Origin of the sequence: Planotetraspora mira, from assembly GCF_016863275.1 — a bacterium.
Classification (GTDB): Bacteria; Actinomycetota; Actinomycetes; order Streptosporangiales; family Streptosporangiaceae; genus Planotetraspora; species Planotetraspora mira.
The window spans coordinates 1-21556 of the sequence record NZ_BOOO01000062.1 but is presented as its reverse complement, the minus strand read 5'-3'; the positions used below and the strand labels follow the sequence as shown (position 1 = coordinate 21556).

The window sequence follows — 21556 nt, the reverse complement described above, 5'->3', positions numbered from 1 at the left end:
TCGTGGTCTTGCCCGCCCCGTTGGAGCCGAGCAGGGCGAAGATGCTGCCCCGCGCCACGTCGAAGTCCACGCCGCGCAGCACCTCCAACTCCTTGTAGGACTTCTGCAGCCCCTGCACATGGATCGCAGGGCCCTGGGTCTGATTGGCTGTCATCTGGATATCCGTTCTCTGGTTCGTCACGACTTGTCGTCCGTGACGCGATCGATGGCGTTGGCAAGCCGTTCCCGCTCCCGGCTGATCCACTGACCCTCCGGGTAGTTCCGAAGAAACGCCTCGGCGAACTCCACGGGGTCTTCGCCGACGACCGCGCGGATCGGGGTTCCGTTCGCCGCGCTCTGTTCGAAGAGATCGGCGAGATCCTCCAGCATCGCCAGCAGGCTGTCCGCCTTCCCTGGCCCGAAAAACATCATGTACCGCTGCAGCGCGTCGATCGCCGTGTGATAGCTCGCGGGAAGCTGCTCCGTGCGCGCCTTGTACTGCCGGTAGCGCCTCTTGTCCTCGAGCGGACCTGTGACCATCTCCAGGTACTGCCGGTAGCGACTCTTCTGCTCGTTCGACTCTGTGGCCATGTCTAATTGCCTCCTTCGCGGAGCTGTTCAAGCCGTTCGGTGAGGAAGCTCCAGGTCCTCCAGAACTCTTCGAGATGCTCTCGACCCTGAGCGTTCAGGGAATACACCTTGCGCGGCGGCCCCTTCTCGGACGGGACCTTCTCCACGTCGACGAGACCGCGCTGCTCGATCCTGACGAGCAGCGCGTAGACGGTGCCCTCGGCGATGTCGGAGAAGCCCTGATCCCGCAGCCACGCCGTGATCTCGTAGCCGTACGCGGGCCGGCCGGACAAGATCGCGAGCACGATGCCCTCCAGCGTTCCCTTGAGCATCTCCGTCACCTGCTTGCCCATGAAGCCCCCCCTTCAGCTACTCGGTGCTACTGACTACCAGTACTCGGTGTTGCTGACTACTGGTACATAGTAACGCTGAATAGTGAAGGCGCAAGCCCCCCGTGCGGGCCAGACCTGTGAATCGTCGACGACATCGACCATCGCCGACCGCTCTGATACCGGGCCGTCGCCGTTCGGCCGCTGGTGCCACGCTGGTTGGCGGCACCCTCAATCGGGTGGCTGGAAACCGCCCGGTGGCTCCCATTCGACGAGCTCGATCACCACACCGTTGGGGTCGGTGAGGCGTAGCCCCCACTCGCCCCCACGGCCCTGGTGCAGCGGGACGCCGATGTCGGCCCCTTCGTTCCGCAGCCGCTCATACTCGGCGGCGATGCCCGTGACCGCGAACGACACGATCACACCCGTCGGCCGGAGGCCGGTCCGGTCCACCTCGGGATCGTGCCGCATCAGGACGAGGTCGACGGCCGCGTCGTCACGGCCCAGCGCGATGAAGTCCGTATTGATCAGGATCTCGCGGAACCCGAGATGGGAGGTGAAGAACTTGCTGGAGGCCGCCGGGTCGGCGACCGTCAGGGACACCGTGGACGAAATGACATTCATTGCCGTGGCGTGGATTTGGAAATCGACATGTACGACCAGCCTCCCGGAAATTCGCGATCTTTGGATGGATCAAGCATCGCGCTGGGAAGATCGAGGAACAACGGCGACTATCGCAACGGTCGTTAACCCGACAGTTGACGGTCTCAGTCGGGCAACGGTCCCAGGTCACGCACGATCCCGGCGAAGGCGCGGATGAGGTCGTTCTCTGCTTCCCTGAGCCACACCAGCCCGTACGGCAGCGCATCCATGTCCGTGACGGGCAGGTAGACGATGTCGGGGCGGGAGTAGTACCGGCTCACGTGGGCCGGGAAGAGGGTGACCGTGTCCCCCATGGCCGTGTGCATGAAGATGTTCTCGAGGGTGCCCACGAGGTCCACGCGCTCGATCGGCCGGCCCTTCGGGGTGACGCCCGGAATGTAGTGGTCGAACCAGTAATCGGGCGCAGATTCCACGGCCAGGTGTTGATAGTCGCCGACCGCCTCCAGGGAAGCCGAAGACCACTTGGCGAGGGGGTTGTCGGCAGCCACGGCCAGCACTCGCGGCTCGGCGAAGAGCAGGGGACCCACGGTCAGGTCGGGCTCCTCCACGGGTAGCCAGGTGACCAGGATGTCGACCTCCCCGTCGCGCAACTGGGCGAACGGATCCGCATAACTCGACATCCGCAGGCGGAGCTCCCACTGTGGGTGGCGGGTGCGGAAGGTCTCCCAGTACCGGCGCAGTTCCTGGAGGTTGGCGGGGAACAAGCTGATCCGGAGCGTGCCCGACTTGCCCCGGGCGGCCAGCCGGGCCCGCTCCAGGCTCTGCGTCAGACCCGAGTGCAATTGACGCAGGTCATCCCGGAGCTGCTCACCCACCGGCGTCAGCCGTACATTGCGGCTGTTCCGTACGAAGAGCTCAACGCCGATGGCCCTTTCCTGTTTCTTGATCGCCTGGCTGACACGGGCCACGGAGACGTGCAGCCGCTCAGCGGTCCGTCCGAAGTGCAGCTCCTCGGCCAGGGTCAGAAAGATCTCGATGTCCCGCAGCTCCACGCGGCTCCCGCTCCTCGCCCCCGTCGAGATCGTTCATTGGGTGCGCAAGTATGACATGTCGTGCCATTGGGAGTAGTTATCGAGCTCGATCACTCGCCGGCGCGGGGTGCGTGATCGGGTCGGAGTCGTTCGGGCTGGGGTGCGTGCCGCCTGAGGCCGTAATCCCCGCCGGCCGCGTGGCTACCGATATTCGCCGACGAACGCGGCGAACGCGTCCAGCAAGCGCAAAGTCTCGGCCTCGGGTTCGGTCGGCAGCGAAAGCGCCACGCCGTCGGCCCCCGCCTCCGCATAGGCGGCGACGAGTTCGGGGCTGGGTGGCACGGACGCCACAATCACCGGCACGTCCCCGACGACCTCCGCCAACTGGTTCAACTGGGTTCGGGCCTGGGCCGGGTGATCCACCGAGTGCGGCATCCAACCATCGCCGTGTGCCGCCACCCTGGCCAGAGCCACCTGGCCATCGCCACCGATGCAAATGGGCGGATGCGGGTGTTGTATCGGCTTGGGCCAACTGAAAATCGGGTCGAAGTCAACGCACTCGCCGTGGAACTCGGCCTGGTCCTTGGTCCAGATCTCCTTGATCGCGTCCAGCCGTTCGTTCAGCAGCGTTCCCCGCGTACGCGGATCCGTGCCGTGATTGCGCATCTCCTCGCGGTTCCAGCCCGTACCCACACCGAAGATCACCCGGCCACCGGACACCAGGTCCAGGCTCGCGACCTCCTTGGCCGTCTGAATCACATCGCGCTGGGCCAGCAGAGCCACTCCGGTTCCCAGCAAGAGGTTGTCGGTCACCGTCGCGGCCGCCGTCAACGCGACGAATGGGTCGAGCGTGCGGTAATACACCCTAGGCAGCTCGCCGCCCATGATGAACGGCGTCTCTCGCTTCACTGGAACATGGCTGTGCTCATGCACGAAAAGCGAATCGAAACCGCGCTCCTCCAACGCCTTGGCCAGCACGGCGGGCCGGATGCCCTCGTCCGTCGTGAACGTCGTGACACCAACCTTCATATAACGAGTGAATCACGCTCCCCGCGCCTGCCGCTTGCCAGGGTGAGCCTCGCTGCCTCGATCTGATGTCACCCTTGGAGGCTTCGAACACCCGTTCCTTGCGTTATGCCCATCCCCCATGGTCGTCGTCTTGCCGCCGCCGTTCGGGCCGAAGCCCGTCTAATGCGGTGTGCCGGTGGGCCGCTCCTGTGAGGCGTCCGCTCCCCAACTGGCCAGCAGGCGCAGCGCCTCTTCCGAGGGCGAGCCGGGCTCGGCATGGTAGATGGTCAGCGACTGCTCCTGATCGCCGAGTTGCGCAAAGGTCTCGTAGCGCAGCGTCAGTTCCCCCACCAGCGGATGCGACAGGCGCATGGTGCCGTACGTCTTCTTCTTGACGTCGTGGGCGGCCCACAGCCTGCGGAAGTCCCGGCTCTTCATGGAGAGCTCACCGATCAGCGACGCGAGCAGCGAGTCGTCGGGGTGCAGGCCGGCCCCCAGCCGTAGTTGTCCCACCACGTCGTACGCCTTGGACTCCCAGTCCGTGAACAGCTTCCGGGATGCGGGGTCGAGGAAGGTGATCCTGGCCCAGTTCCGCTCCTGCGGGACACGGGCGGCCCAGTCTCCGAAGAGGGCGGAGGCCGTCTGGTTCCAGGCAAGAACATCGGCGCGGCGGCCCCATACGTATGCCGGCACGCCTTCCATCGCCGTCAGCAGTTGCAGCATCTCGGGCCTCACCTGTTGGCGCGGCGGCTCGGGCTGCCACTGATGCCGCTTGAGCTGGGCAAGGCGTAGCAGGTGGGCGTGCTCGGCTTCGGAGAGCTTGAGTGCGCGGGAGATCGCATCCAGCACTTCGCGTGAGACGTTGCGGGCGTTGCCCTGCTCGAAGCGCGTGTAGTACGCCCCGGAGACTCCGGCAAGCTGCGCCAGTTCCTCGCGCCGCAGGCCCGGCACGCGGCGCCGTCGGCTGTGGTCGGTGAGCCCTACATCAGCCGGTTTGAGGCGGGCCCTGCGGGTGTGCAGGAATTTACTCAGCTCTGCGCGCGGGTCGAGTCCCTCCCGCAGGTCCGGCTCCGGAGCCGATTCAGGAGCGGCTGAGGGGCCGGTGCGGGCGGCACGGTGGCTTGCCATGTTTCGAGTATCGCTCGGAGTCCGCAGCTCAGCCTGTCCCTGCCAGTGATAGCCACACGAGACGTAGACGAAGCGGGTGTCTGGCTAAGACCGCGCGCCCGAAGCACGCTCGATGTGTCCGGGCAACGGCTTGCAAGCCCCTGGACCGGCCCCGGCCCCCCACATCACCGGTATCGCCGGTGCAACGGCCCGGCCTGCCCTTGCCCAGCCCTCCTGTCAGGGCGCACCCGCCCTGACGGGCTGAACAGAGCTCCTGGAACATCACCATGACTGACGCCATCACCAAATCCACCGCCCCGGCCCCGGTGAACGCCCGGCAGGACCGCCTCCCGGGCAAGGCCCTGCTCAGCCTCTTCCTGGCCGGATTCATCAGCATCCTCACCGAATGCCTCCCGGCCGGTCTGCTGCCGGAAATGAGCCGCACGCTCGACACGAGCGTCTCGCTGGCCGGTCAGACCGTCACGCTCTACGCGTTCGCCACCGCGCTGGGCGCGATCCCCTTTGCCCGGGCGACGGCCACATGGCCGCGTAAGCATGTCCTGCAGCTCGCCCTCGCCATGGTCGCCGCCACCAACGCGCTCACCGCGCTGTCCGGCGACTACACACTGACGCTGGTTCTCCGCTTCGTCGCCGGTCTGGGAACCGGACTCATCTGGCCTCTCCTCGGCGGCTACGCCGCCCGCCTCGCGCCAGAGGGACGGCAGGGCCGAGCCATCGCCATCGCCCTGGCCGGAACCCCTATCGGGCTGGCCCTGGGTATCCCGCTGGGGACCTGGCTCAGCAGCCTCGGCGGTTGGCAGCTCGCCTTCTACGCCTCGGCCGCCGTCAGCGTTGCGACCATGGCGTGGGGCCTGTTGGCACTTCCGAACCTGCCGGGACAGCCGGTCGAGACACGCTTCAAGATCTCGCAGGTCCTGGTCGTCCCCGGGTTGCGTCCCATCCTGTTCGCGCTGGCCACCTACATGATCGCGCACAACATCCTCTACACGTACATCACCGATCTCCTGTCCTACGCGGGGATGGCAGGTCAGACAGGCTGGGTGCTGTTCGCCTTCGGAGTCACCTCCGTGCTCAGCGTTCTCGTAGTCGGTACGCACATCGACCGTCACCTGCGAAGGCTCGTGGTGAGCAGCACCGTGGTGTTCGCGGCCTGCGTGCTCATGCTGGCCGTTTTCGCGAATGCGCCGTCGCTGGTCTACGTCGCCGTCGCAGCGTGGGGCTTCGCGTTCGGCAGCTCCCCCAGCCTGTTCATCGGTGCCGTGATCAACACCACGGGTGAGGCAGCCGACGTCGCCCAGTCGATCACCATCACGGTCTTCTCCGCCTCCATCGCGGTCGGCGGTTTCATCGGCGGCCTCCTGATCGCCGGCCTGAGCACCGCCTCGATCACCTGGGCAGCGCTGATCCTCCTGATCGCCGCAGCCGCAACAGTCATCGGCGGCACGAAGCACGCCTTCCCCAAGAAGGCCTGATGCGGTGACGAATCGCAACCACAGTGCCGCGCGCGGAAGAACCATCGCTGGGGACAACCCAGCGGACCGAAATAAGGGAGATCCTCAAATGAGCGAAATCGATCCGGCGCCTGGTTCCAGCGTGCGAACCGGACACTGCCTGTGCGGCTCGATCAGCTTCCGATTCGACGCGGAGCCCGAGACCGTCGTCCTTTGCCACTGCGCTCATTGCCAGCGAAACAGCGGTGCGGCGTTCTCAGTGAACGTTCTGGTGGCGCGCGATTCCCTGGAGACCAAGGGAACGCCCAAGTCCTACCGAACCGTCGGAGCCGAAAACGGCAACCTGCGGGACAGGCTTTTCTGCGGCGACTGCGGTACTCCGATCTTCACGATCCTTCACGAACGGCCCGATCTCGTGATCGTCAAGGCCGGAACCCTCGATGACCCCACGGGGCTGAAGCCGTCCGCCGAGGTGTGGTGGCGTCGGGCCCAGGACTGGATCGAACCGAACCCGAACAGAGCAAGGTTCGACGGCGACGCGAAGTAACGCGCGCGTCGAGGAGATCGCGGCACTGAGGGCACCCAGCATCGATTCGAAACGCCAGAATGAGGAGTGGGCCATGAGCTTTCGTACGATCAACCCGGCCACCGGCGAATTCGTGAAAGAGTTCCCGCTGCAGTCGGATGCAGAAGTATTCGCGGCACTGGAAACCGCGGACAAGCTCTACCGCGAAGACTGGAAGTTCAGGCCGGTTGCGGAACGGGCTCGAATCGTCAGTCGTGCCGCCCAGATCCTGCGCGAGAAGCGGGATGAGTACGTGGAATACCTGACCCTGGAGATGGGGAAGGTCACCCGATTCGGCTACTTTGAAGTCGATCTTGTAGCCGACATTCTCGACTACTACGCCGAGCACGGGGAGAAGTTCCTCGCGGAGCAGTCGCTGCCGGGCCGGCCCGGCGCGAAGCTGATCGCCGAACCCATCGGCGTCATCCTGGCGATCGAGCCATGGAATTTCCCCTACTATCAGCCGGCCCGTGTGGCCGCGTCCCAGTTGGTAGCGGGCAACGTGGTCATGATGAAGCACGCCGAGAGCGTGCCGCAGTGCGCTCTGGCCTTCGCTCGACTGTTCGAGGAGGCGGGAGCCCCGGAAGGGGCTTACACGAACCTCTTCTGCGGCATCGAGCAGATCGCCATGCTGGTCGACGACTTCCGCGTGCGCGGCGTCACTCTGACCGGTAGCGAGAGGGCGGGGACTTCAGTAGGGGAACGCGCCGGCCGCAACCTCAAGAAGGCGGTCCTGGAACTTGGCGGCAGCGACCCTGCTCTGATCCTGGAAGGCGCGCCTTTGGAACATGCGGTCGAGCAAGTGGTGATGGGACGCACCTACAACTCGGGGCAGGGCTGCGTCAACATCAAGCGCGTGATCGTGGTCGGCAGGGCACGGGGCAAGGAGATGCTGGCCGCCCTGAAAGAGCGCTTTGCCGCGATCTGGGTGGGTGACCCGAAGGACGAGGCCACTCTGGTCGGCCCCCTGTCCAGTGAACGCGCCCTGGAGGGACTGCTTCGGCTGGTCGAGGACGCCAAGGCTGCGGGAGCGCGAATCGTGCACGGCGGCAACCGCGTCGACCGTCCCGGCTTCTATCTCGAACCGACGATCATCACGGACATCGGCGAGGACAACCCGCTCTACCAGGAAGAAGCCTTCGGACCAGTGCTGTCCTTCTACGTCGTGGACACCGAGGAAGAAGCGATTCGGCTGGCCAACGCCACCAGGTTCGGCCTGGGCGGCTACGTCTTCGATGCCGACGTCGAGCATGCCCGACAGGTGGCGACCCGGATCGAGGCCGGCATGGTGTACATCAATTCCTGCTTCGCCGACTCGCCGAGTCTGCCCTTCGGTGGGGTCAAGAACTCCGGATTCGGACGTGAACTGTCGGAACTGGGCATCGGCGAATTCCTCAACCGCAAGCTGGTAACGGTCGCGCCGTAGCGCGAAGCTCGGAATCCGGTCCGGCTTTCGGCGCGCCGTCGAAGCGCCCCTCGGCGGCGACTTTCGCCAGCAGGTCGGCGGCAACGGCCGGCGGCATTTCGGAGAGCACCCGCGACGGCCCCCACCAACCCATCCTCGTCAAGGCACGAGCCGCGGAAGAGGAGTCCATTCGCATGAGCAACGCGGCCGCCCTTGCCGGCGGAAGGAACTCCAACCGCTCCCCAGCGGCGGCGGGCGCCATGGCGCATAACCGGGCCACGGCAGCGTCGATGTCCATGAGCAGCAACAGCTGAGCCCTGCTGCTACCGGGAAACCGCACAGCGGCCGCGGACGGGGCCATGCCCGCCAGCACGCCGGCCGCGGCCGGTGGGTCCATCGCCTTCAACGCCCTCGCCGCCAGCCGAACATCCATCAATTCGACAGCGCGTGCTGCGGACTCGAGCGGACTCATCACCGCAAGAATCCTGGCCGCTGGACCCGCGTGCAGGCCCTCCAGCACGATCGCGGCGTCGGCTGGCGCCAAACCCGCCAGGACCGAGGCCGCTGCGGCCGGCTTCATAGCAGCCAGACCCGGCCCGGCAATGGCCGACGTCGCCGGCCGCCCCTCCGACCGTAGCCAGCGCCGCCAGGCCGCGCTGCCCACCCCCTCCTGGGGATGCTCAAGCGACCAGAGCACGAATCCAGCCCGCAGCCGAGCAAGATCGTCGGCACCCTCGGCAGCCGCCTCAAGGCGGGTGCGCAGCGGCGGGCTGTCAAGGCGACGGGCAAGGCGCCAGTACCAGCGGTCCTGACAACGCTGCCTCCGATGGACAGTCGCGAGCAGCAGATCAGCCAGCGCCGGGCCCGTCTCCGGCGTCGGACCCCCGGCACAAAACGCCGCCAGGACCGCCTCCTTCGCCGACCATGGCGAGTAAGTCCAGCCGTCCCGCCACTCCGCCGGAAATCGACGCTCCCATTGCAGGAAAACCACTCCATAAGGAGCGAGGCGCCGATGGTTCCCCCGGCGCCGGGAATCGGACCCGTGCTCGAACGCGGTGAAGGCATCCACCAGGCCGACAAGTGTGCGGCTCACCTCCTCGGCGTGCCGCGCCTCAAGAAGCGCGTGATGCCGAGCTAGCGCCGCCGCCCGAATGCCGGTATCGGCATCGACCAGTCCGTGGACCCACTCGGAGCCATGGACCTCCTCAAGCCCGCGACGATCGCGCATCCCGCCACACTGCCACAGACGGGCAGCACCGATGAAGCTCTCGCTCGCCGGCATCCACTGCGGAGGATGGGAGCGATGCCAGGACCAACTTCCGTGCACGTGGCCGTCCATGAGGAAGGCGGGCCGTACCTGTGCCTGGCCGGGCATCACGCGCTTTCGGTCCTCATGGCGTCGCGCCCTCGGTGCTCCTGCACCCAGATACCCAGCCCCCCGTAACACGCCGTTCAGGTTCTGTCCGCACGCGATCAAAGACCGGCGCTTAGCCTGCTCTGTCGGCCCTGCTGAGCCAGCGGGGCCACAGCACGCCAGCGACCCCATTTGGAGGTGCGGTCTTTGTCTGCGCCGCTTTTCCGGCGAGTCACCATCGCCGCATTGACACTGTCCACGGCAGGCGTCGCCTGCTCGTTATTCGCCGCCCCGGCGTCCGCCAGCCCGGCCGGGACCGGCCTGATCATCAGCGAGGCGTACGTCAACGGGGGCTCGTCCGGCGCGAGCTACCTCAACAAGTTCGTCGAGCTCTACAACCCGACGTCGAATGCCATCTCCCTCACCGGCGACACCCTCCAGTACCGCGCGCCCACGAGCACCGTGGTCCCGAGCGGTTCGCAGGTGTTCGCGCTTTCGGGGACGGTCGCCGGCCACGGCCACTTCCTCATCCAGTTGCCGAGCAACAACGCGAGCAGCAACCCTGGGGCGCCACTGCCGACGCCCGACCTGAGCACCGGCGGAAGCGTCAACCCGGGCGCGGGCGGCGGCACGTTGTTCATCGCCGCCAGCACCTCGGGTGTGCTTCCCACCGACGGCACGGTGATCGACAAGATCGGCTGGGGAACCAGCAACTCTCCGGAGGCGAACGCTCCGACGGGTAACTCGCTGACCCTGAGCTACCAGCGTGGCGCGGACGGCACGGACACCGATGACAACGCCGCCGACTTCCACACCGCCGCCCCGACCCCCCAGAACGCGGCTTCCGACGCCGGCAATCCGGGCGGCGGCACCGGGACGATCACGGTCACGAGCCCGGGCGCGCAGAGCGCCACGTCCGGCACGGCGATCACGCCGATCGACCTGCACGCCTCCGGCGGCACCGCGCCGTACACCTGGACGGCGACCGGGCTGCCCGCAGGGCTGACGATCTCCTCGGACGGCACCGTCTCGGGCACTCCCACCACGGCCGGAACGTCGTCGGTGACGGTGACCGCCACCGACTCGACCGGCGCGACCGGCTCGGCCACCTTCGGCTTCCAGGTCACCGAGGTCGTTTCGACCATCACCCCGATCGCGTCGATCCAGGGCACGGACACCGACACCTCGCCGTACAAGGGGCGGACCGTGACGACCGAGGGTGTCGTGACCGCGGTCTACGCCACGGGCGGCTTCAACGGCTTCTTCCTGGAAACCGGCGGCGCCGGCGGCACCAAGGCCGACGACAAGACTCCGGGCGCCTCCGACGCGGTGTTCGTCTACGGGTCGGCGTCGGCCGGCCAGGTCACGATCGGCGAGAGCGTCCAGGTGACCGGCGAGGTCACCGAGTTCCAGGGCGAGACCGAGATCCAGTTCCCGACGGTGACCAAGCTCGCCACCGCGCTGCCGGCCGTCGTCTCGGACCAGATCGCGTGGTCGGACCTGGCGACCGACGCCGCGAAGGAGGCGCACGAGGGTGAGCTGATCGCGCCGCAGGGCGACTTCACGGTGTCGGACAACTACGACGCGAACTTCTACGGCTCCTTCACGCTGGCCGCGGGCGACAAGCCGCTGCGCCAGCCGACCGACGCCGGAACCGCGGGCAGCGCCGAGGCGAAGGCCGCCGCGGCCGACAACGCCGCCCGGATGGTGACGCTCGACGACGGCTCCAGCGCGAACTACAGCACCAGCGGCTCCCGCGACACTCCGCTGCCGTGGCTGACGACGACCAACCCGGTCACGGTCGGCTCGAAGGTGACCTTCCACGAGCCGGTGATCCTCGAGTACCGGTTCTCTCTGTGGAACTTCCAGCCGAGGCAGCAGGTCACCGGCGACGGCTCGGCGGTCGCCACGTTCAGCGACCTCCGTACCGGCAACCAGCGGCCGGCGACCGTCGGCGGCGACGTCCGCCTGGCCACGTTCAACGTCGAGAACTACTTCCCCATGACCGGCGAGGACTACGTCGCCAAGGGACTGGGGAGCTGCACCTACTACACGGACCGGCAGGGCAACCGGATCGCGGTCAACACGTGCACCGGCACGGACGGCGGCTCCGGCCCGCGCGGCGCGGCCGACGACGTCAACTTCGCCCGCCAGCAGGCGAAGATCGTCACCGGGATCAACCGGCTCGGCGCGAGCATCGTGTCGCTCGAGGAGATCGAGAACTCCGTCAAGTTCGGTGAGCCGCGTGACACCGCCCTGGCCGGCCTCGTCGACGCGCTCAACGCGGCCGCCGGCTCGAACGTCTGGGCCTACGCTCCGTCGCCGTCCGCCGACAAGCTGCCGCCGCTGTCCCAGCAGGACGTCATCCGTACCGCCTTCATCTACAAGCCGGCCGACGTCGCCCTGGTCGGACCGTCGACCGTGCTGACCGGCGACTCCGGCCCCGGCCAGCCGTTCTCGATCGCCCGCCAGCCGCTGGCCCAGGGCTTCAAGAAGGCCGGCGCCACCGACAAGGACGCGTTCCTCGTCGTGGCCAACCACCTGAAGTCGAAGGGCGCCGGCACCCCGCTCTACGACGGCGACATCGAGGACACCTCGTCCCCGGCCGTCGACCAGGGCGCGTACAACGCGACCCGGGTCCGCCAGGCCCAGGACCTCTCCGCGTTCGCGTCGCAGTCGGCGACCGGCCTCGGCACCGACCGGATCTTCCTGCTCGGCGACTTCAACGCCTACACGCACGAGGACCCGATGCAGGTCCTGTACACCGCCGGCTACACCGACCTGGGCAGCACGTTCGACCCGTCGGAGTCGACGTACTCCTTCAACGGCCTGCAGGGCTCCCTCGACCACGTGCTGGCCAGCCCGGCCGCGAAGGCGATGGCGACCGGCGCGGACGTGTGGCAGATCAACGCGCAGGAATCCGTGGCCTACGGCTACAGCCGCTACAACTACAACGCCGCCCAGCTGTTCAACGGCACCGACCCCTTCGCGGCCTCCGACCACGACCCGGTCATCGTCGGGCTGACCCTCCCGGTCACGCCCGTCGCGCCGGCCTGGATCGCCTCGAAGGTGTACAACAACGGTGACACGGTGACCTACCAGGGCTCGACCTGGCTGGCCATGTGGTGGACGCAGAACCAGAAGCCGGGCGACCCCAACGGCCCGTGGGAGCAGATGGAGACCGCGGCCGACGGCACCGCCGTCTGGACCGCGTCCCGCGTCTTCAACACCGGCGACGTCGTCGTGTACAAGAACAAGAAGTACAGGGCGCAGTGGTGGACCCGTAACCAGGTGCCCGGCCAGCCCTACGGCCCCTGGCAGCCCGTCAACTGACCAGAGGCCAATGAAGATGGGGCCGCCTTCGATGCAGATCGAAGGCGGCCCCGTCGCGTATCCGCCGATGTTCCGCCGCTGTCAGAGTCGCTTGAGGATGCTCTGCATCTGGTCGATCTGGGACCGCTGATCGGCCACGATGGAATCCGCGAGTTTCTTGGCCTGCTCATCGGCACCCTGCGCCAGCTCGGTGCGAGCCATCTCGATCGCTCCCTTGTGGTGAGCGATCATGTGCTGCAGGAAGAGCCTGTCGAAGCGAGGCCCTTTGGCCGCCGCGAGCTTGTCCATGTCGCTCTGGGAGACCAGGCCGGGCATGCCTTCGGCCATCTGGCCGGGTGCGGCGGCCCTACCCCAGGCCGTGAGCATGCCGCGCATGTCCTTCATCTGTGCCTGCTGCTCATCCTTGATGGCGGCGGCCAGCTTCTCGACCTCCGGGTCGGAGGCTCGGGTCGCCGCCAGGTCCGCCATGTCGCCGGCCTGTTGATGATGAACGATCATCATCTGCGTGAACATGACGTCCGCGTCATTGAATGCCGCGGACGGCGACGGGCTCGCGACGACGCCCGCCACATCGGCGGCGGACTGCGCCCCTGACGCGAGCTCGCCGGCTCCGCAACCGGTGAGCAGCGCGAGTGCCCCGCCCGCAACCCCCAGAGACAGAATGCACGATCGTTTAATGGGCATGGTCACCGAGTTCTTTCCGCCCCCGCTGCTTCGACGGACAGGGCTTCATCCGCTCCAGGTGGCCGGCCCGGACCTGTAAGCACCCGGGCGCCGTCCCTGCCTTCGCCTACCCGGAGCACGGCCGGTTTCGCGGAAGCGGCGGTTCCCCGTAGTGAGCAATGCTCGTCGTGCCCTGGGACAAACCAGCCCAATCCCCGTGTCGCTCCAGGGGGCGGCCAAACCACCGCCCCGCATGCCGGCTCTCCTCATCAGAGTCCCGTAAGGCCTCTGAGCTGGCAAATCCCTGGCGGCAGGTGCAAGGCCGCGCTGGTTCGGCAGCACCGGGGAACACCCCGTCGAGATCCTCAGCATCCTCGGCCGCCAAGGCGAGCGCATGCACGTCCGCGCCAAGCCCCGCGCCCCCCAGGCCGGCAACTGACGGTGCACCGTTGAAGGTCAGATCGGGCAGCGACACCCCGGTCAGCCGGCTGTTTCGATGCCCTCGCCGCTGTCGGTGCCGTCTGGCAGACTGCCGCCATGCTTGATCACGTGTCGATTCAGTGCGGAGATCTCGTCAAGAGCGCGGCCTTCTACGACGCTGTTCTGGCGCCGCTCGGCGGTCGACGGATCATGGAATTCGGTCCAGTCATCGGATACGGCGTTGACCGCCCCACGTTCTGGATTGGCCGGCAGTCGACCGGCGACGGTTTCCGCGAGTCGCACATCGCTTTCGCGACAACCGACCGCCGGCTCGTCGATGCCTTCTTCGCCGCGGCCATCGGCGCCGGCGCGGAGGTCCTGCATGAGCCCCGAGTCTGGCCGGAGTACCACCCCGACTACTACGGCGCCTTCGTACGCGATCCCGACGGCAACAACGTCGAGGCAGTCTGCCACCGATCCCGCTGAACTCACCGCTTCATCCACGCACCGGAGCACGCACGCGCATCCCACCGAACATGCCGCGCGGGCTGCCAGAGCGAGCAGCCGTGGTCGGGCGGCTTCTCATTCGTCGCGTGCCCGACCACGCCTGCCTTCGTTCAGCCCTGTACGTGACCGACGGCGTCGAGGACGGCTGCGGCCACCGCGTCGGGCTGGGATGCCCCGACGGCGTGGGAGGCGCCTGCGATCTCGCGGGTTCCGAGCGAGCCGGCGCGTTCGGCCATGAACCTCAGCGCCTCGGCCGGGATGTTGAGGTCGCGATCACCATGGACGAACCAGGACGGCTTGGCACGCCAGCCCGGCTCGCTCACCGTCAGCCCGTCGGTCAGCGCCTGTTCGGTGACCGGGCGCTGGGTCGCCGCCATCAGGGCGGCCTCATCGGCGTCGAGGTCGGCGCAGAACTGGTGGTGGAACTTGTCCTCGGCGATCCGGAACTCGTTGCCGCCGGAGGAGACCGGGTAGGCGACCAGCGCGCCACCCAGGCTGCTGCCCTCGAACTTGCCGGACAGCACCAGCGCGCTCTCTCCGGGCTCGGGTGCGAAGGCGGCGACGTACACGAGGGCCTGCACGGCGTCGTTGCCGGCCGCCGCCTGGCTGATCACCATGCCGCCGTAGGAGTGGCCGACCAGGACGACCGGCCGTCCGATGCCGGCGATCACGTCGCGCACGTAGGCGGCGTCGCCCGCCACGCTCCGCAACGGGTTGGCCGCCGCGACGGCGGTCAGCCCGCGGCCGCGCAGGCGCTGGATGACGCGGTTCCAGCTCGCGGACTCGGCGAATGCGCCATGGACGAGGACGACGACGGGCTGTTCTGTGGTGGTCATGAGTTCGCCTTTCCGGAGGTCAGGGCGGCCTCGAGTACCTCGATGGCCTGAGCTACGGCGGCGCCTGCCGCCGCGGTCGAGCGGACGGGGTTGAGCATCATGAAGTGCTGCAGTGTGCCGTTGTAGCGGACGCCGGTGGTGGGCACCCCCGCCGCCAGCGTCCGGGTCACAGGGTGCCGATCAGGCCGCCGTCGATGACGAAGTCCGCGCCGGTGACGTTGCCGGCGCGGACGCTGGCGAGCAGGACGACGAGGTCGGCGACCTCGTCCGGGTGGGTGAATCGGCCGGTGACCGAGTCGGCGGCGGCCTGCTCCGCCACCGCGTGCGACTCGCCGCCGTTGTGGCGGGCGAGCGTGGCGGCGACGCCGTCCGCGCCGAGCCACAGGTCGGTGGCGACCGGCCCGGGGCTGACGGTGTTGACCCGGATCCCGTGCGGGCCCAGCTCCTTCGACAGGGACTTGCTGAAACTGGCCAGGGCCGCCTTCGCTGCGCTGTAGTCGATCACCAGCGGGTCCGGCAGCGACGCGTTGACCGAGCTGACGGACACGATCGTGCCGGCGCCGCGGCCGAGCATGAGCGGCAGCGCCTCGCGGGTGGTGCGCACCGCGGACAGGAAGTTGACGGTCAGGGTGGCGAGCCAGTCCACGTCGGTGACGGACGCGAAGCCGCCGGTGCGTGGGCGTACCGCGCCGACGTTGTTGACCAGGATGTCCAGGCCACCGAACGCCGCGCCGGCGGCCTCGACCAGTTCGGCCGGGCCGTCCAGGGTGGCGAGGTCCACCGCGACCGGGCGGACGCGGCCCCCCGCGGCCAGTTCGGACAGCTCGGCGCTGATGTGCCGTGCTCCGGCGGTCACGCTGACGCCTTCTGCGGCGAGCGCCCGGGTGATCGCCAGCCCGATGCCCTTACTCGCGCCGGTGACCACTGCGGTCTTGCCTGACAGGTGCAGCTCCACGACGTGCCTTTCTGCGGAACGCGGCCCCGCACCTGAGGCGGGGCCGCGTGCGGGGTTCAGCGGGCGGACTTGGCGGCGGCGACGATGACATCCACCACGGCCTGCGGCCGGGACAACATCGACAGGTGCGACGCGGCGACCTTGGTGACGTGGCTGTGCGCCCGGTTCGCCATGGTGACCTGCAGCGACGGCGGCAGGATGCCGTCCTTCGTGCCCACCAGGTACCAGCTCGGCAGCTTCTTCCAGGCGGGCGGCCCGGACGGCTCCTGCAGTGCGCTCAGCGCGATCGGACGCTGCTCGGCGGCCAGCCGGGCGGCCGTGGCGGCCGGCAGATCACCGGCGAACGCTTGCGGGAACACCGCCGACTTGATGTAGAGGTCGACGTCTCCGGCCGGCGCCCCCGGGTAGGCCACGACGTCGAACAGCGCGCTCGGGTCGCCGCCCCCCTGCAGGCCGAGGACCGTCTCGCCCTCGTCTGGCACGAACGCGTTGACGTAGACGAGCGCCTTCACGTCGGGGTCGGTGCCGGCCGCGTTGGTCACGACCGCGCCGCCGTAGGAGTGGCCGACCAGGACGACCGGGCCGCTGGTCCGCTGAGCAAGGAACGCCGACAGGTACGCGGCGTCGGCGCCGAGCCCGCGCAACGGGTTGGGCGCGGCGAGCACGGTGTACCCGAGCCGTTGCAGCCGGCCGGTCACGTCCGACCAGCTTGACGCGTCGGCCCAGGCACCGTGCACGAGAACGATGGTCGGCTTCGGGGGATCGGGACGGCTGGCGGCCGATGCCGGGACGGCGAGCGTGAACAGGGCGAGGGCGGCCAGCGCGATCATCGCGCCGCGCCGGCGGAGGGGGTTCAACATGATGGATCCAGCTCTCAGTCGAGGGAGGCGAGCAGATGCCGGGTGAGTTGGGCGGGATGTTCTTCGTAGATCCAGTGGCCGGAGTCCGCGATCACAAGTCCGGTCACGTGGGTGGCGTACGACCGCACCGGAGAGGGGACGAGATCGCCAAGGCTGCCGCTCGCACCGATGGCGAGCACCGGCATGGTGAGCTTCGTCCTGCGGTAGCGGGCGTTGTCGGCGATGTCGGCTGGGAATGCGCGTGCAAAGCCCGATGCCGGCCGGGCCCGGCCGTGTGCGGATCGTGAGCGAGCACCGTTTCCATCCCCTGCGTCGCCTTGACCGGTCGTCCTCATGGAACCGCGCCGGGGCAGGCCGCCGAATCAGGGAAACACCCCAGTGTCCACAGGCCGGGGGCCAGCCGGCGGGGCCCGTCCTCGAACAGCTCGCACCGGACGCGGGCCGTCCGCGACGGCCGATCCTGGGCCGACAACGGCGCCTTTGGCCGCTCCCGGTTTCCGGCACCGGTTTGTGTTGACCCGCAAAGGGAGTGACTGAAGGATGAGATAGGGCCCTCAGCAGAAGGGGTGGACAAGGGATGCGGTGGTGGCCGGAACCCTGGCGACGACGGGCGGCCGCATCTGATTCTGTCTCTGACTCCATGCTGGCGGCGGCGCAGGACCGGGGTATCCCCGCTGAGCGGGTGAGCAGTTCCGACATCGAGGTCCTCGCGATCGCGGTGGCGAGGAACACCTACGAGAAAGGCGACATCGCCGCGGCGGAGGAAATGCTGCGCGTGATCGCGGTCGAGGGCAGGTCATCGGCCGCCGGGATGGCAGCCTTCGATCTGGGCTTGGTGTTGGAATCCCGCGGTGATGCGCGCGGTGCCCAGCACGCGTACCGGATGGCCATGAATTTTCCCAATTCCGACGCGGCGGCGACGGCCGCGTTGAACCTGGGGATCATCCTGTTCCACGAAGGCGACACCGAGCAGGCCCGAACCCTCCTGACCATCGCCATGGAGTCGGGGCACCCGGAGGCCTCACCGAAAGGGGCTTTCAATCTGGGTGGCCTGCTGTCCAGACAGGGCCATACCGAAGAGGCGATGCGCGCGTTGCAGCGCGCGGTGGATTCAGGTCACCCCGACGAGTCTCCGGGAGCACTGACCCAGCTCGGTGCCCTCTGGTTCGCCACGGGTCGGGTCGCGGACGCCGAAGCCGCATTCGAGCGGGTCATCGCGACACGGCACCCGGAATTCGCTGCCATGGCACACGCATGCCTGATCGACTTGCGTCGTCGACGGCGCTGATCGAAACCGTACGGAACGATCATCAAGATCATTGCGCGCATATTGGTGGACCAGCGAGGGATGGCGGCTCGCGGTGACCTACGGCTGTATGTCCCTGGAAAGCAAAAGAGACCCCGTAGGGCCTCTGAGCTGGGAAAATCCCTGGTGGCAGGTGCAAGGTCCGAACCGACGCATACGCCCTCGCCCGACAGTGCTGATGTCGGTGTCGGGAAGCGCTCGAACTCGTGTCCGGCCACCTAATGGTGGGGGTAACCCGGAACACAACACGCTTCTAGCGCGACAACCGGGTCCACGTCGCGATGAAGGTCCGCGACGCCGGCCTCCTGTGATCAGAGGGGTGTCACCGGGCCGGCGTGCGGCACGTACACCAGGGCGTCGTAGGCCTTGGCCGGGACCGTCGCGACGGTGTACATCTTGCTCATCTTGCTGAACAGGGCGGAGAACTCGTCACCGACGCTGCCCATGGGCACCTTCGAGTTGAGCAGCCTGCGGTTGGCTGGGTCGGCCGAGGCCTGGGCGATGTCCACGTAGCCCATCGGCTCGCCGCCGAAGAGCTTGGCCAGGGGCGCGTCGGTCTCCACGGTGAACTTCTGACGGCGGCCCGACATGGAGTCCTTGGTGATGAAGGTGCTGGTGCCGAAGTCGGTGCCGATCGCGAAGTAGTCGTCCCCGTACGTGGCGGCGAGCCTGCGGCCCATCGACTCGAAGAAGTAGGCGGCCCCGCTCTTGTCGATGTGGCCGTCGTGCGCGGCCACAATGATCTTGCCCTTGGCCTGGCCGGCGATCCAGCCGATGTTCTCGGCCATCCAGGCGTCGCGCTTGGCCGGGTAGTCGTTGCCCGAGGACTGGAGCTCGACGCCCTGCCGGATGGTCTCGGCGTGGTGGACCGCCACGGCGTACGCCTGCTCGGAGCCGGCCCGTACGTACGCCTCGCGCTTGCTTTTCAGCAGGCTGATGACGCCTGCGACTGCGTCCTTGGCCCCGGCAGGAGGCGGTGAGGTGCGGGTGGCGTCGGTGAGGCCGGACAGCGAGCGCTCGGCCGAGGCCGCCTGCGCAGGATCCACGTCGGTGAGGTAGCGCAGCAGGCGCTCCTTGTTGCGGTCGTACCTCTGCATGTCGAAGCCGAAGAGATGGACCTTCTCGGCGTCGGGCACGGTGGCGTTGTGGTCGTGGATCCAGCGCAGGAGGCCGGCCGTGTCACGGGTGCGGTAAAGGTCGAAGCCGAGCGCCTTGGCGGCGTCCTCGGCGGTGCCCTGGCCGCCCGTCACGTAGTCGTCGGCGACGGCCGCGCAGCCGAAGTCGGCTTCCAGCGCGACGGCGCGGAAGCCGTGCCGTTCCACCAGGGTCTTGATGACCTGCAGGCGGACCTGGACGAACTCCTTGTTGCCGTGGGTCGCCTCGCCGACGCCGACCACGCGGTCGTTGGCCGCGGCGTCGAGCGTGGCCTCCGGCAGCGGGACGACGGCCGAGGACGTCACACCGGTGGTGTCCACGCCGCCGCGCCCGGCCAGCCGCGCGAGTGCGGTCACCACGGGAAGGGCCCGCCTCATGTCAGTGCACCTCCTTGTGGAGCACGCGCAGCGCGCCGAACGTCGCGGGGAGGACGATCCAGCAAATCATCGAGGCAGGTCTCCTCTTCCAGCTCCCGGATCGCCGCCGCGGCCGGTTCTCCCCTACTCGACCACATCGCCTGTCTTCAAGCTCACCGGAATGTGTCGCGCCATAGTGTCCTTCGGAGTGCAGAAGCATCGAGCCGCATTCACGGATGTCGGGATTCGGTGGCCCGCTGCCGCCCGGGGAGTGGGGATTGTGCGCCACCGGCGCGGTGTCGGCCCGCGGGCTCAGGCGAGGGCGGCGACCAGCAGGGCGAAGGCGGCGATGAGGACGGCGACGCGGACGTAGTGGAAGCGGTCCCAGCGGTTCATCTGTTCCTTCCAGTCGGCGGGCCGGTTCTCGGTGGTCCACGTCTTGCCCCGGTTGTTGATCGGGACGAGCAGCAGGATCGACATGATCACGCTGAGGATCAGCAGCGCGCCGGCGATGACGACAAGGCCGGCGCCGTCGTGGTGCCATCCGGCGATGGCCCAGACCGCGCTCAGGACGAGCGAGCCGATGTACCAGAACGGCATCACGGCGCCGAGCATCCGACCGCCGTGGCTTCGGCCGCGTTGGCTGCTGTCGTCGGGGAGGGCGTTGAGGATCGGGTTGATGACGAAGGCGACGGAGAACTCCACCCCCACCATCAGGCCGACGACCACGGTGGTGACGATCTCAAGTGCGTTGAGCATGATGACCTCTCCTGGGATCTAGCGTCGCTAGATGATGAGGCAACGCTAGACTGCTGTCGCTCGATTGTCTAGCGATGCTAGGATCGAATCGTGTCGGTACAGGAACGCAAGGAGCGCGAACGGGCGGAGCGCGAGCGCCTCATCGTGGCGACGGCCCGCGAACTCGCCGAGCAGCAGGGCTGGGACGCGGTCACCACCCGCCAGCTCGCCGAGCGCATCGAATACAGCCAGCCCGTCCTCTACAGCCACTTCCGCAGCAAGCGCGAGATCATCGGCGCCGTCGCCCTCAAGGGCGCCGCCGAGATGGCCGCGGCGCTGCGGGCAGCGGCCTCCGCCGCGGACGGCCCTCGCACCCGGGTCGCCGCCCTCGCCCGCGCCTACCTCGAATTCGCCGCACGCAACCCGGCGGTCTACGACGCCATGTTCCAGCTCGACGGCGGCCTGGCGTTCGCGAACGAGGACACCCCACAACCTCTGAAGGACGCCTTCGCCGCCCTGCTGGAAAACCTCAGCGAGGTCGCTGGGGACGGCGTCCACCCGGCACTGTTCACCGAGGTGTTCTGGGCGGCCCTGCACGGGCTCGCCACCCTGACCCGGACGGGACGACTGCCGCCGGAGGACACCGAGCCGAGGGTGGAGCTGCTGGTGGACCGGCTCGCCATGATCTGACGCACCATCCCGGCGGGCACGCAGCCGGGACCCTCGGGCACCGCTGGTCGATCGCCGTTGACGACCATGAACAGTCGGACACACAGCAAGAGGCCCGCCGCCGCGTTTCCGCTGGTCAAGGGCCTCTTTTGGCTGGTGTGGCACATCACATAACGCCTGACCTGCTAAAAGGCCATGAAAACGGCTAGCTGAGCGGTCACGGCGACGCGCATACGACGCGAACCATTCGACGGCGTTCGAGAGCACCGCCGCGCTCACCACGCGCCAGGACGAATACAGCTCGCCGCCTGATCAACTTTTGCTCCCTCAGAAGC

General features: G+C 68.0%; 22 protein-coding genes. 7 read left to right on the top strand and 15 right to left on the bottom strand.

Annotation, left to right across the window (positions count from 1 at the left end; all coding sequences use genetic code 11):
- Nucleotides 1–177 precede the first annotated feature (177 nt).
- The 6 genes from Pmi06nite_RS40945 to Pmi06nite_RS40920 all read right to left on the bottom strand — a co-directional run bounded on the left by Pmi06nite_RS40945 (nt 178) and on the right by Pmi06nite_RS40920 (nt 4648).
- Nucleotides 178–570 (bottom strand): DUF1048 domain-containing protein, encoded by a 393-nt coding sequence (locus tag Pmi06nite_RS40945; RefSeq protein ID WP_203958648.1) that lies wholly within the window; start codon nt 568–570, stop codon nt 178–180.
- Nucleotides 571–572: 2 nt separating this feature from the next.
- Nucleotides 573–902, bottom strand: a complete 330-nt coding sequence (locus tag Pmi06nite_RS40940) for a PadR family transcriptional regulator (protein WP_203958647.1) — start codon at nt 900–902, stop codon at nt 573–575.
- A gap of 207 nt (nt 903–1109) precedes the next feature.
- A complete protein-coding gene (locus tag Pmi06nite_RS40935) occupies nt 1110–1502 on the bottom strand; it encodes a VOC family protein (RefSeq protein ID WP_203958646.1) in 393 nt (130 codons plus the stop codon).
- Nucleotides 1503–1645: 143 nt separating this feature from the next.
- A complete protein-coding gene (locus Pmi06nite_RS40930) occupies nt 1646–2533 on the bottom strand; it encodes a LysR family transcriptional regulator (RefSeq protein ID WP_203958645.1) in 888 nt (295 codons plus the stop codon).
- A 180-nt stretch (nt 2534–2713) separates the two neighbouring features.
- A complete protein-coding gene (locus Pmi06nite_RS40925; protein WP_203958644.1) occupies nt 2714–3541 on the bottom strand; it encodes an LLM class F420-dependent oxidoreductase in 828 nt (275 codons plus the stop codon).
- 159 nt (nt 3542–3700) lie between these two features.
- Nucleotides 3701–4648, bottom strand: a complete 948-nt coding sequence (locus Pmi06nite_RS40920) for a helix-turn-helix transcriptional regulator (RefSeq protein WP_203958643.1) — start codon at nt 4646–4648, stop codon at nt 3701–3703.
- A gap of 266 nt (nt 4649–4914) precedes the next feature.
- Here Pmi06nite_RS40920 and Pmi06nite_RS40915 point away from each other — a divergent pair, with 266 nt between their 5' ends.
- The 3 genes from Pmi06nite_RS40915 (at nt 4915) to Pmi06nite_RS40905 (ending at nt 8090) form a co-directional block, all read left to right on the top strand.
- Nucleotides 4915–6120 (top strand): MFS transporter, encoded by a 1206-nt coding sequence (locus Pmi06nite_RS40915; RefSeq protein WP_203958642.1) that lies wholly within the window; start codon nt 4915–4917, stop codon nt 6118–6120.
- An 88-nt stretch (nt 6121–6208) separates the two neighbouring features.
- Nucleotides 6209–6646, top strand: a complete 438-nt coding sequence (locus tag Pmi06nite_RS40910; RefSeq protein WP_203958641.1) for a GFA family protein — start codon at nt 6209–6211, stop codon at nt 6644–6646.
- A 73-nt stretch (nt 6647–6719) separates the two neighbouring features.
- Complete coding sequence (locus tag Pmi06nite_RS40905; protein WP_203958640.1) at nt 6720–8090, top strand: aldehyde dehydrogenase family protein; 1371 nt, start codon at nt 6720–6722, stop codon at nt 8088–8090.
- Here the strand turns inward: Pmi06nite_RS40905 and Pmi06nite_RS40900 are convergent.
- Nucleotides 8059–9351 (bottom strand): hypothetical protein, encoded by a 1293-nt coding sequence (locus Pmi06nite_RS40900; protein WP_203958639.1) that lies wholly within the window; start codon nt 9349–9351, stop codon nt 8059–8061. The genes Pmi06nite_RS40905 and Pmi06nite_RS40900 overlap by 32 nt on opposite strands.
- A gap of 318 nt (nt 9352–9669) precedes the next feature.
- On the opposite strand from Pmi06nite_RS40900, the gene Pmi06nite_RS40895 reads away from it, so the two are divergent.
- Complete coding sequence (locus tag Pmi06nite_RS40895; protein ID WP_203958638.1) at nt 9670–12756, top strand: ExeM/NucH family extracellular endonuclease; 3087 nt, start codon at nt 9670–9672, stop codon at nt 12754–12756.
- Between the two features lie 81 nt (nt 12757–12837).
- On the opposite strand, the gene Pmi06nite_RS40890 is transcribed toward Pmi06nite_RS40895, so the two are convergent.
- A complete protein-coding gene (locus Pmi06nite_RS40890; protein WP_239114558.1) occupies nt 12838–13326 on the bottom strand; it encodes a DUF305 domain-containing protein in 489 nt (162 codons plus the stop codon).
- A 630-nt stretch (nt 13327–13956) separates the two neighbouring features.
- Here Pmi06nite_RS40890 and Pmi06nite_RS40885 point away from each other — a divergent pair.
- Nucleotides 13957–14325, top strand: a complete 369-nt coding sequence (locus tag Pmi06nite_RS40885; protein WP_203952368.1) for a VOC family protein — start codon at nt 13957–13959, stop codon at nt 14323–14325.
- A gap of 131 nt (nt 14326–14456) precedes the next feature.
- Here Pmi06nite_RS40885 and Pmi06nite_RS40880 read toward each other — a convergent pair whose 3' ends face one another.
- Genes Pmi06nite_RS40880 through Pmi06nite_RS40860 form a run of 5 tightly spaced genes read right to left on the bottom strand, consistent with a single transcriptional unit; the run spans nt 14457 to nt 17182 of the window.
- A complete protein-coding gene (locus tag Pmi06nite_RS40880; RefSeq protein WP_203958636.1) occupies nt 14457–15182 on the bottom strand; it encodes an alpha/beta fold hydrolase in 726 nt (241 codons plus the stop codon).
- Nucleotides 15179–15352 carry a hypothetical protein gene (locus Pmi06nite_RS40875; protein ID WP_203958635.1) on the bottom strand — a complete coding sequence of 58 codons (174 nt, stop codon included), beginning with the start codon at nt 15350–15352 and terminating at the stop codon, nt 15179–15181. The genes Pmi06nite_RS40880 and Pmi06nite_RS40875 overlap by 4 nt, the downstream gene beginning before the upstream one ends.
- Complete coding sequence (locus Pmi06nite_RS40870) at nt 15349–16137, bottom strand: oxidoreductase (RefSeq protein WP_203958634.1); 789 nt, start codon at nt 16135–16137, stop codon at nt 15349–15351. The genes Pmi06nite_RS40875 and Pmi06nite_RS40870 overlap by 4 nt, the downstream gene beginning before the upstream one ends.
- A 56-nt stretch (nt 16138–16193) precedes the next feature.
- Nucleotides 16194–16997, bottom strand: coding sequence for an alpha/beta fold hydrolase (locus tag Pmi06nite_RS40865; protein ID WP_239114557.1), 804 nt, complete (start codon nt 16995–16997; stop codon nt 16194–16196).
- Nucleotides 16998–17011: 14 nt separating this feature from the next.
- Entirely contained in the window at nt 17012–17182 is a 171-nt protein-coding gene (locus Pmi06nite_RS40860; RefSeq protein WP_203958633.1) for an alpha/beta fold hydrolase family protein, read from the bottom strand.
- A 497-nt stretch (nt 17183–17679) separates the two neighbouring features.
- Between Pmi06nite_RS40860 and Pmi06nite_RS40855 the strand changes: the two genes are divergently transcribed.
- Nucleotides 17680–18285 (top strand): tetratricopeptide repeat protein, encoded by a 606-nt coding sequence (locus Pmi06nite_RS40855; RefSeq protein ID WP_203958632.1) that lies wholly within the window; start codon nt 17680–17682, stop codon nt 18283–18285.
- 329 nt (nt 18286–18614) lie between these two features.
- On the opposite strand, the gene Pmi06nite_RS40850 is transcribed toward Pmi06nite_RS40855, so the two are convergent.
- Nucleotides 18615–19835, bottom strand: a complete 1221-nt coding sequence (locus Pmi06nite_RS40850; protein ID WP_203958631.1) for an erythromycin esterase family protein — start codon at nt 19833–19835, stop codon at nt 18615–18617.
- Nucleotides 19836–20126: 291 nt separating this feature from the next.
- Nucleotides 20127–20573, bottom strand: coding sequence for an anthrone oxygenase family protein (locus Pmi06nite_RS40845; protein ID WP_203958630.1), 447 nt, complete (start codon nt 20571–20573; stop codon nt 20127–20129).
- Nucleotides 20574–20663: 90 nt separating this feature from the next.
- Between Pmi06nite_RS40845 and Pmi06nite_RS40840 the strand changes: the two genes are divergently transcribed.
- On the top strand, nt 20664–21242 hold the full coding sequence (locus Pmi06nite_RS40840) for a TetR/AcrR family transcriptional regulator (protein ID WP_203958629.1): 579 nt from the start codon (nt 20664–20666) through the stop codon (nt 21240–21242).
- Nucleotides 21243–21556: the final 314 nt, after the last annotated feature.

Excerpts from the sequence above, each read along its gene's own strand:
- Pmi06nite_RS40845 (WP_203958630.1), bottom strand. The coding sequence starts at position 20,573 with ATGCTCAACGCACTTGAGATCGTCACCACCGTGGTCGTCGGCCTGATG.
- Pmi06nite_RS40915 (WP_203958642.1), top strand. The coding sequence starts at position 4,915 with ATGACTGACGCCATCACCAAATCCACCGCCCCGGCCCCGGTGAACGCC.
- Pmi06nite_RS40900 (WP_203958639.1), bottom strand. The coding sequence starts at position 9,351 with ATGCCGGCGAGCGAGAGCTTCATCGGTGCTGCCCGTCTGTGGCAGTGT.
- Pmi06nite_RS40860 (WP_203958633.1), bottom strand. The coding sequence starts at position 17,182 with ATGCCGGTGCTCGCCATCGGTGCGAGCGGCAGCCTTGGCGATCTCGTC.
- Pmi06nite_RS40925 (WP_203958644.1), bottom strand. The coding sequence starts at position 3,541 with ATGAAGGTTGGTGTCACGACGTTCACGACGGACGAGGGCATCCGGCCC.
- Pmi06nite_RS40920 (WP_203958643.1), bottom strand. The coding sequence starts at position 4,648 with ATGGCAAGCCACCGTGCCGCCCGCACCGGCCCCTCAGCCGCTCCTGAA.
- Pmi06nite_RS40865 (WP_239114557.1), bottom strand. The coding sequence starts at position 16,997 with ATGTTGAACCCCCTCCGCCGGCGCGGCGCGATGATCGCGCTGGCCGCC.
- Pmi06nite_RS40935 (WP_203958646.1), bottom strand. The coding sequence starts at position 1,502 with ATGAATGTCATTTCGTCCACGGTGTCCCTGACGGTCGCCGACCCGGCG.
- Pmi06nite_RS40905 (WP_203958640.1), top strand. The coding sequence starts at position 6,720 with ATGAGCTTTCGTACGATCAACCCGGCCACCGGCGAATTCGTGAAAGAG.
- Pmi06nite_RS40850 (WP_203958631.1), bottom strand. The coding sequence starts at position 19,835 with ATGAGGCGGGCCCTTCCCGTGGTGACCGCACTCGCGCGGCTGGCCGGG.
- Pmi06nite_RS40880 (WP_203958636.1), bottom strand. The coding sequence starts at position 15,182 with ATGACCACCACAGAACAGCCCGTCGTCGTCCTCGTCCATGGCGCATTC.
- Pmi06nite_RS40940 (WP_203958647.1), bottom strand. The coding sequence starts at position 902 with ATGGGCAAGCAGGTGACGGAGATGCTCAAGGGAACGCTGGAGGGCATC.
- Pmi06nite_RS40885 (WP_203952368.1), top strand. The coding sequence starts at position 13,957 with ATGCTTGATCACGTGTCGATTCAGTGCGGAGATCTCGTCAAGAGCGCG.
- Pmi06nite_RS40910 (WP_203958641.1), top strand. The coding sequence starts at position 6,209 with ATGAGCGAAATCGATCCGGCGCCTGGTTCCAGCGTGCGAACCGGACAC.
- Pmi06nite_RS40945 (WP_203958648.1), bottom strand. The coding sequence starts at position 570 with ATGGCCACAGAGTCGAACGAGCAGAAGAGTCGCTACCGGCAGTACCTG.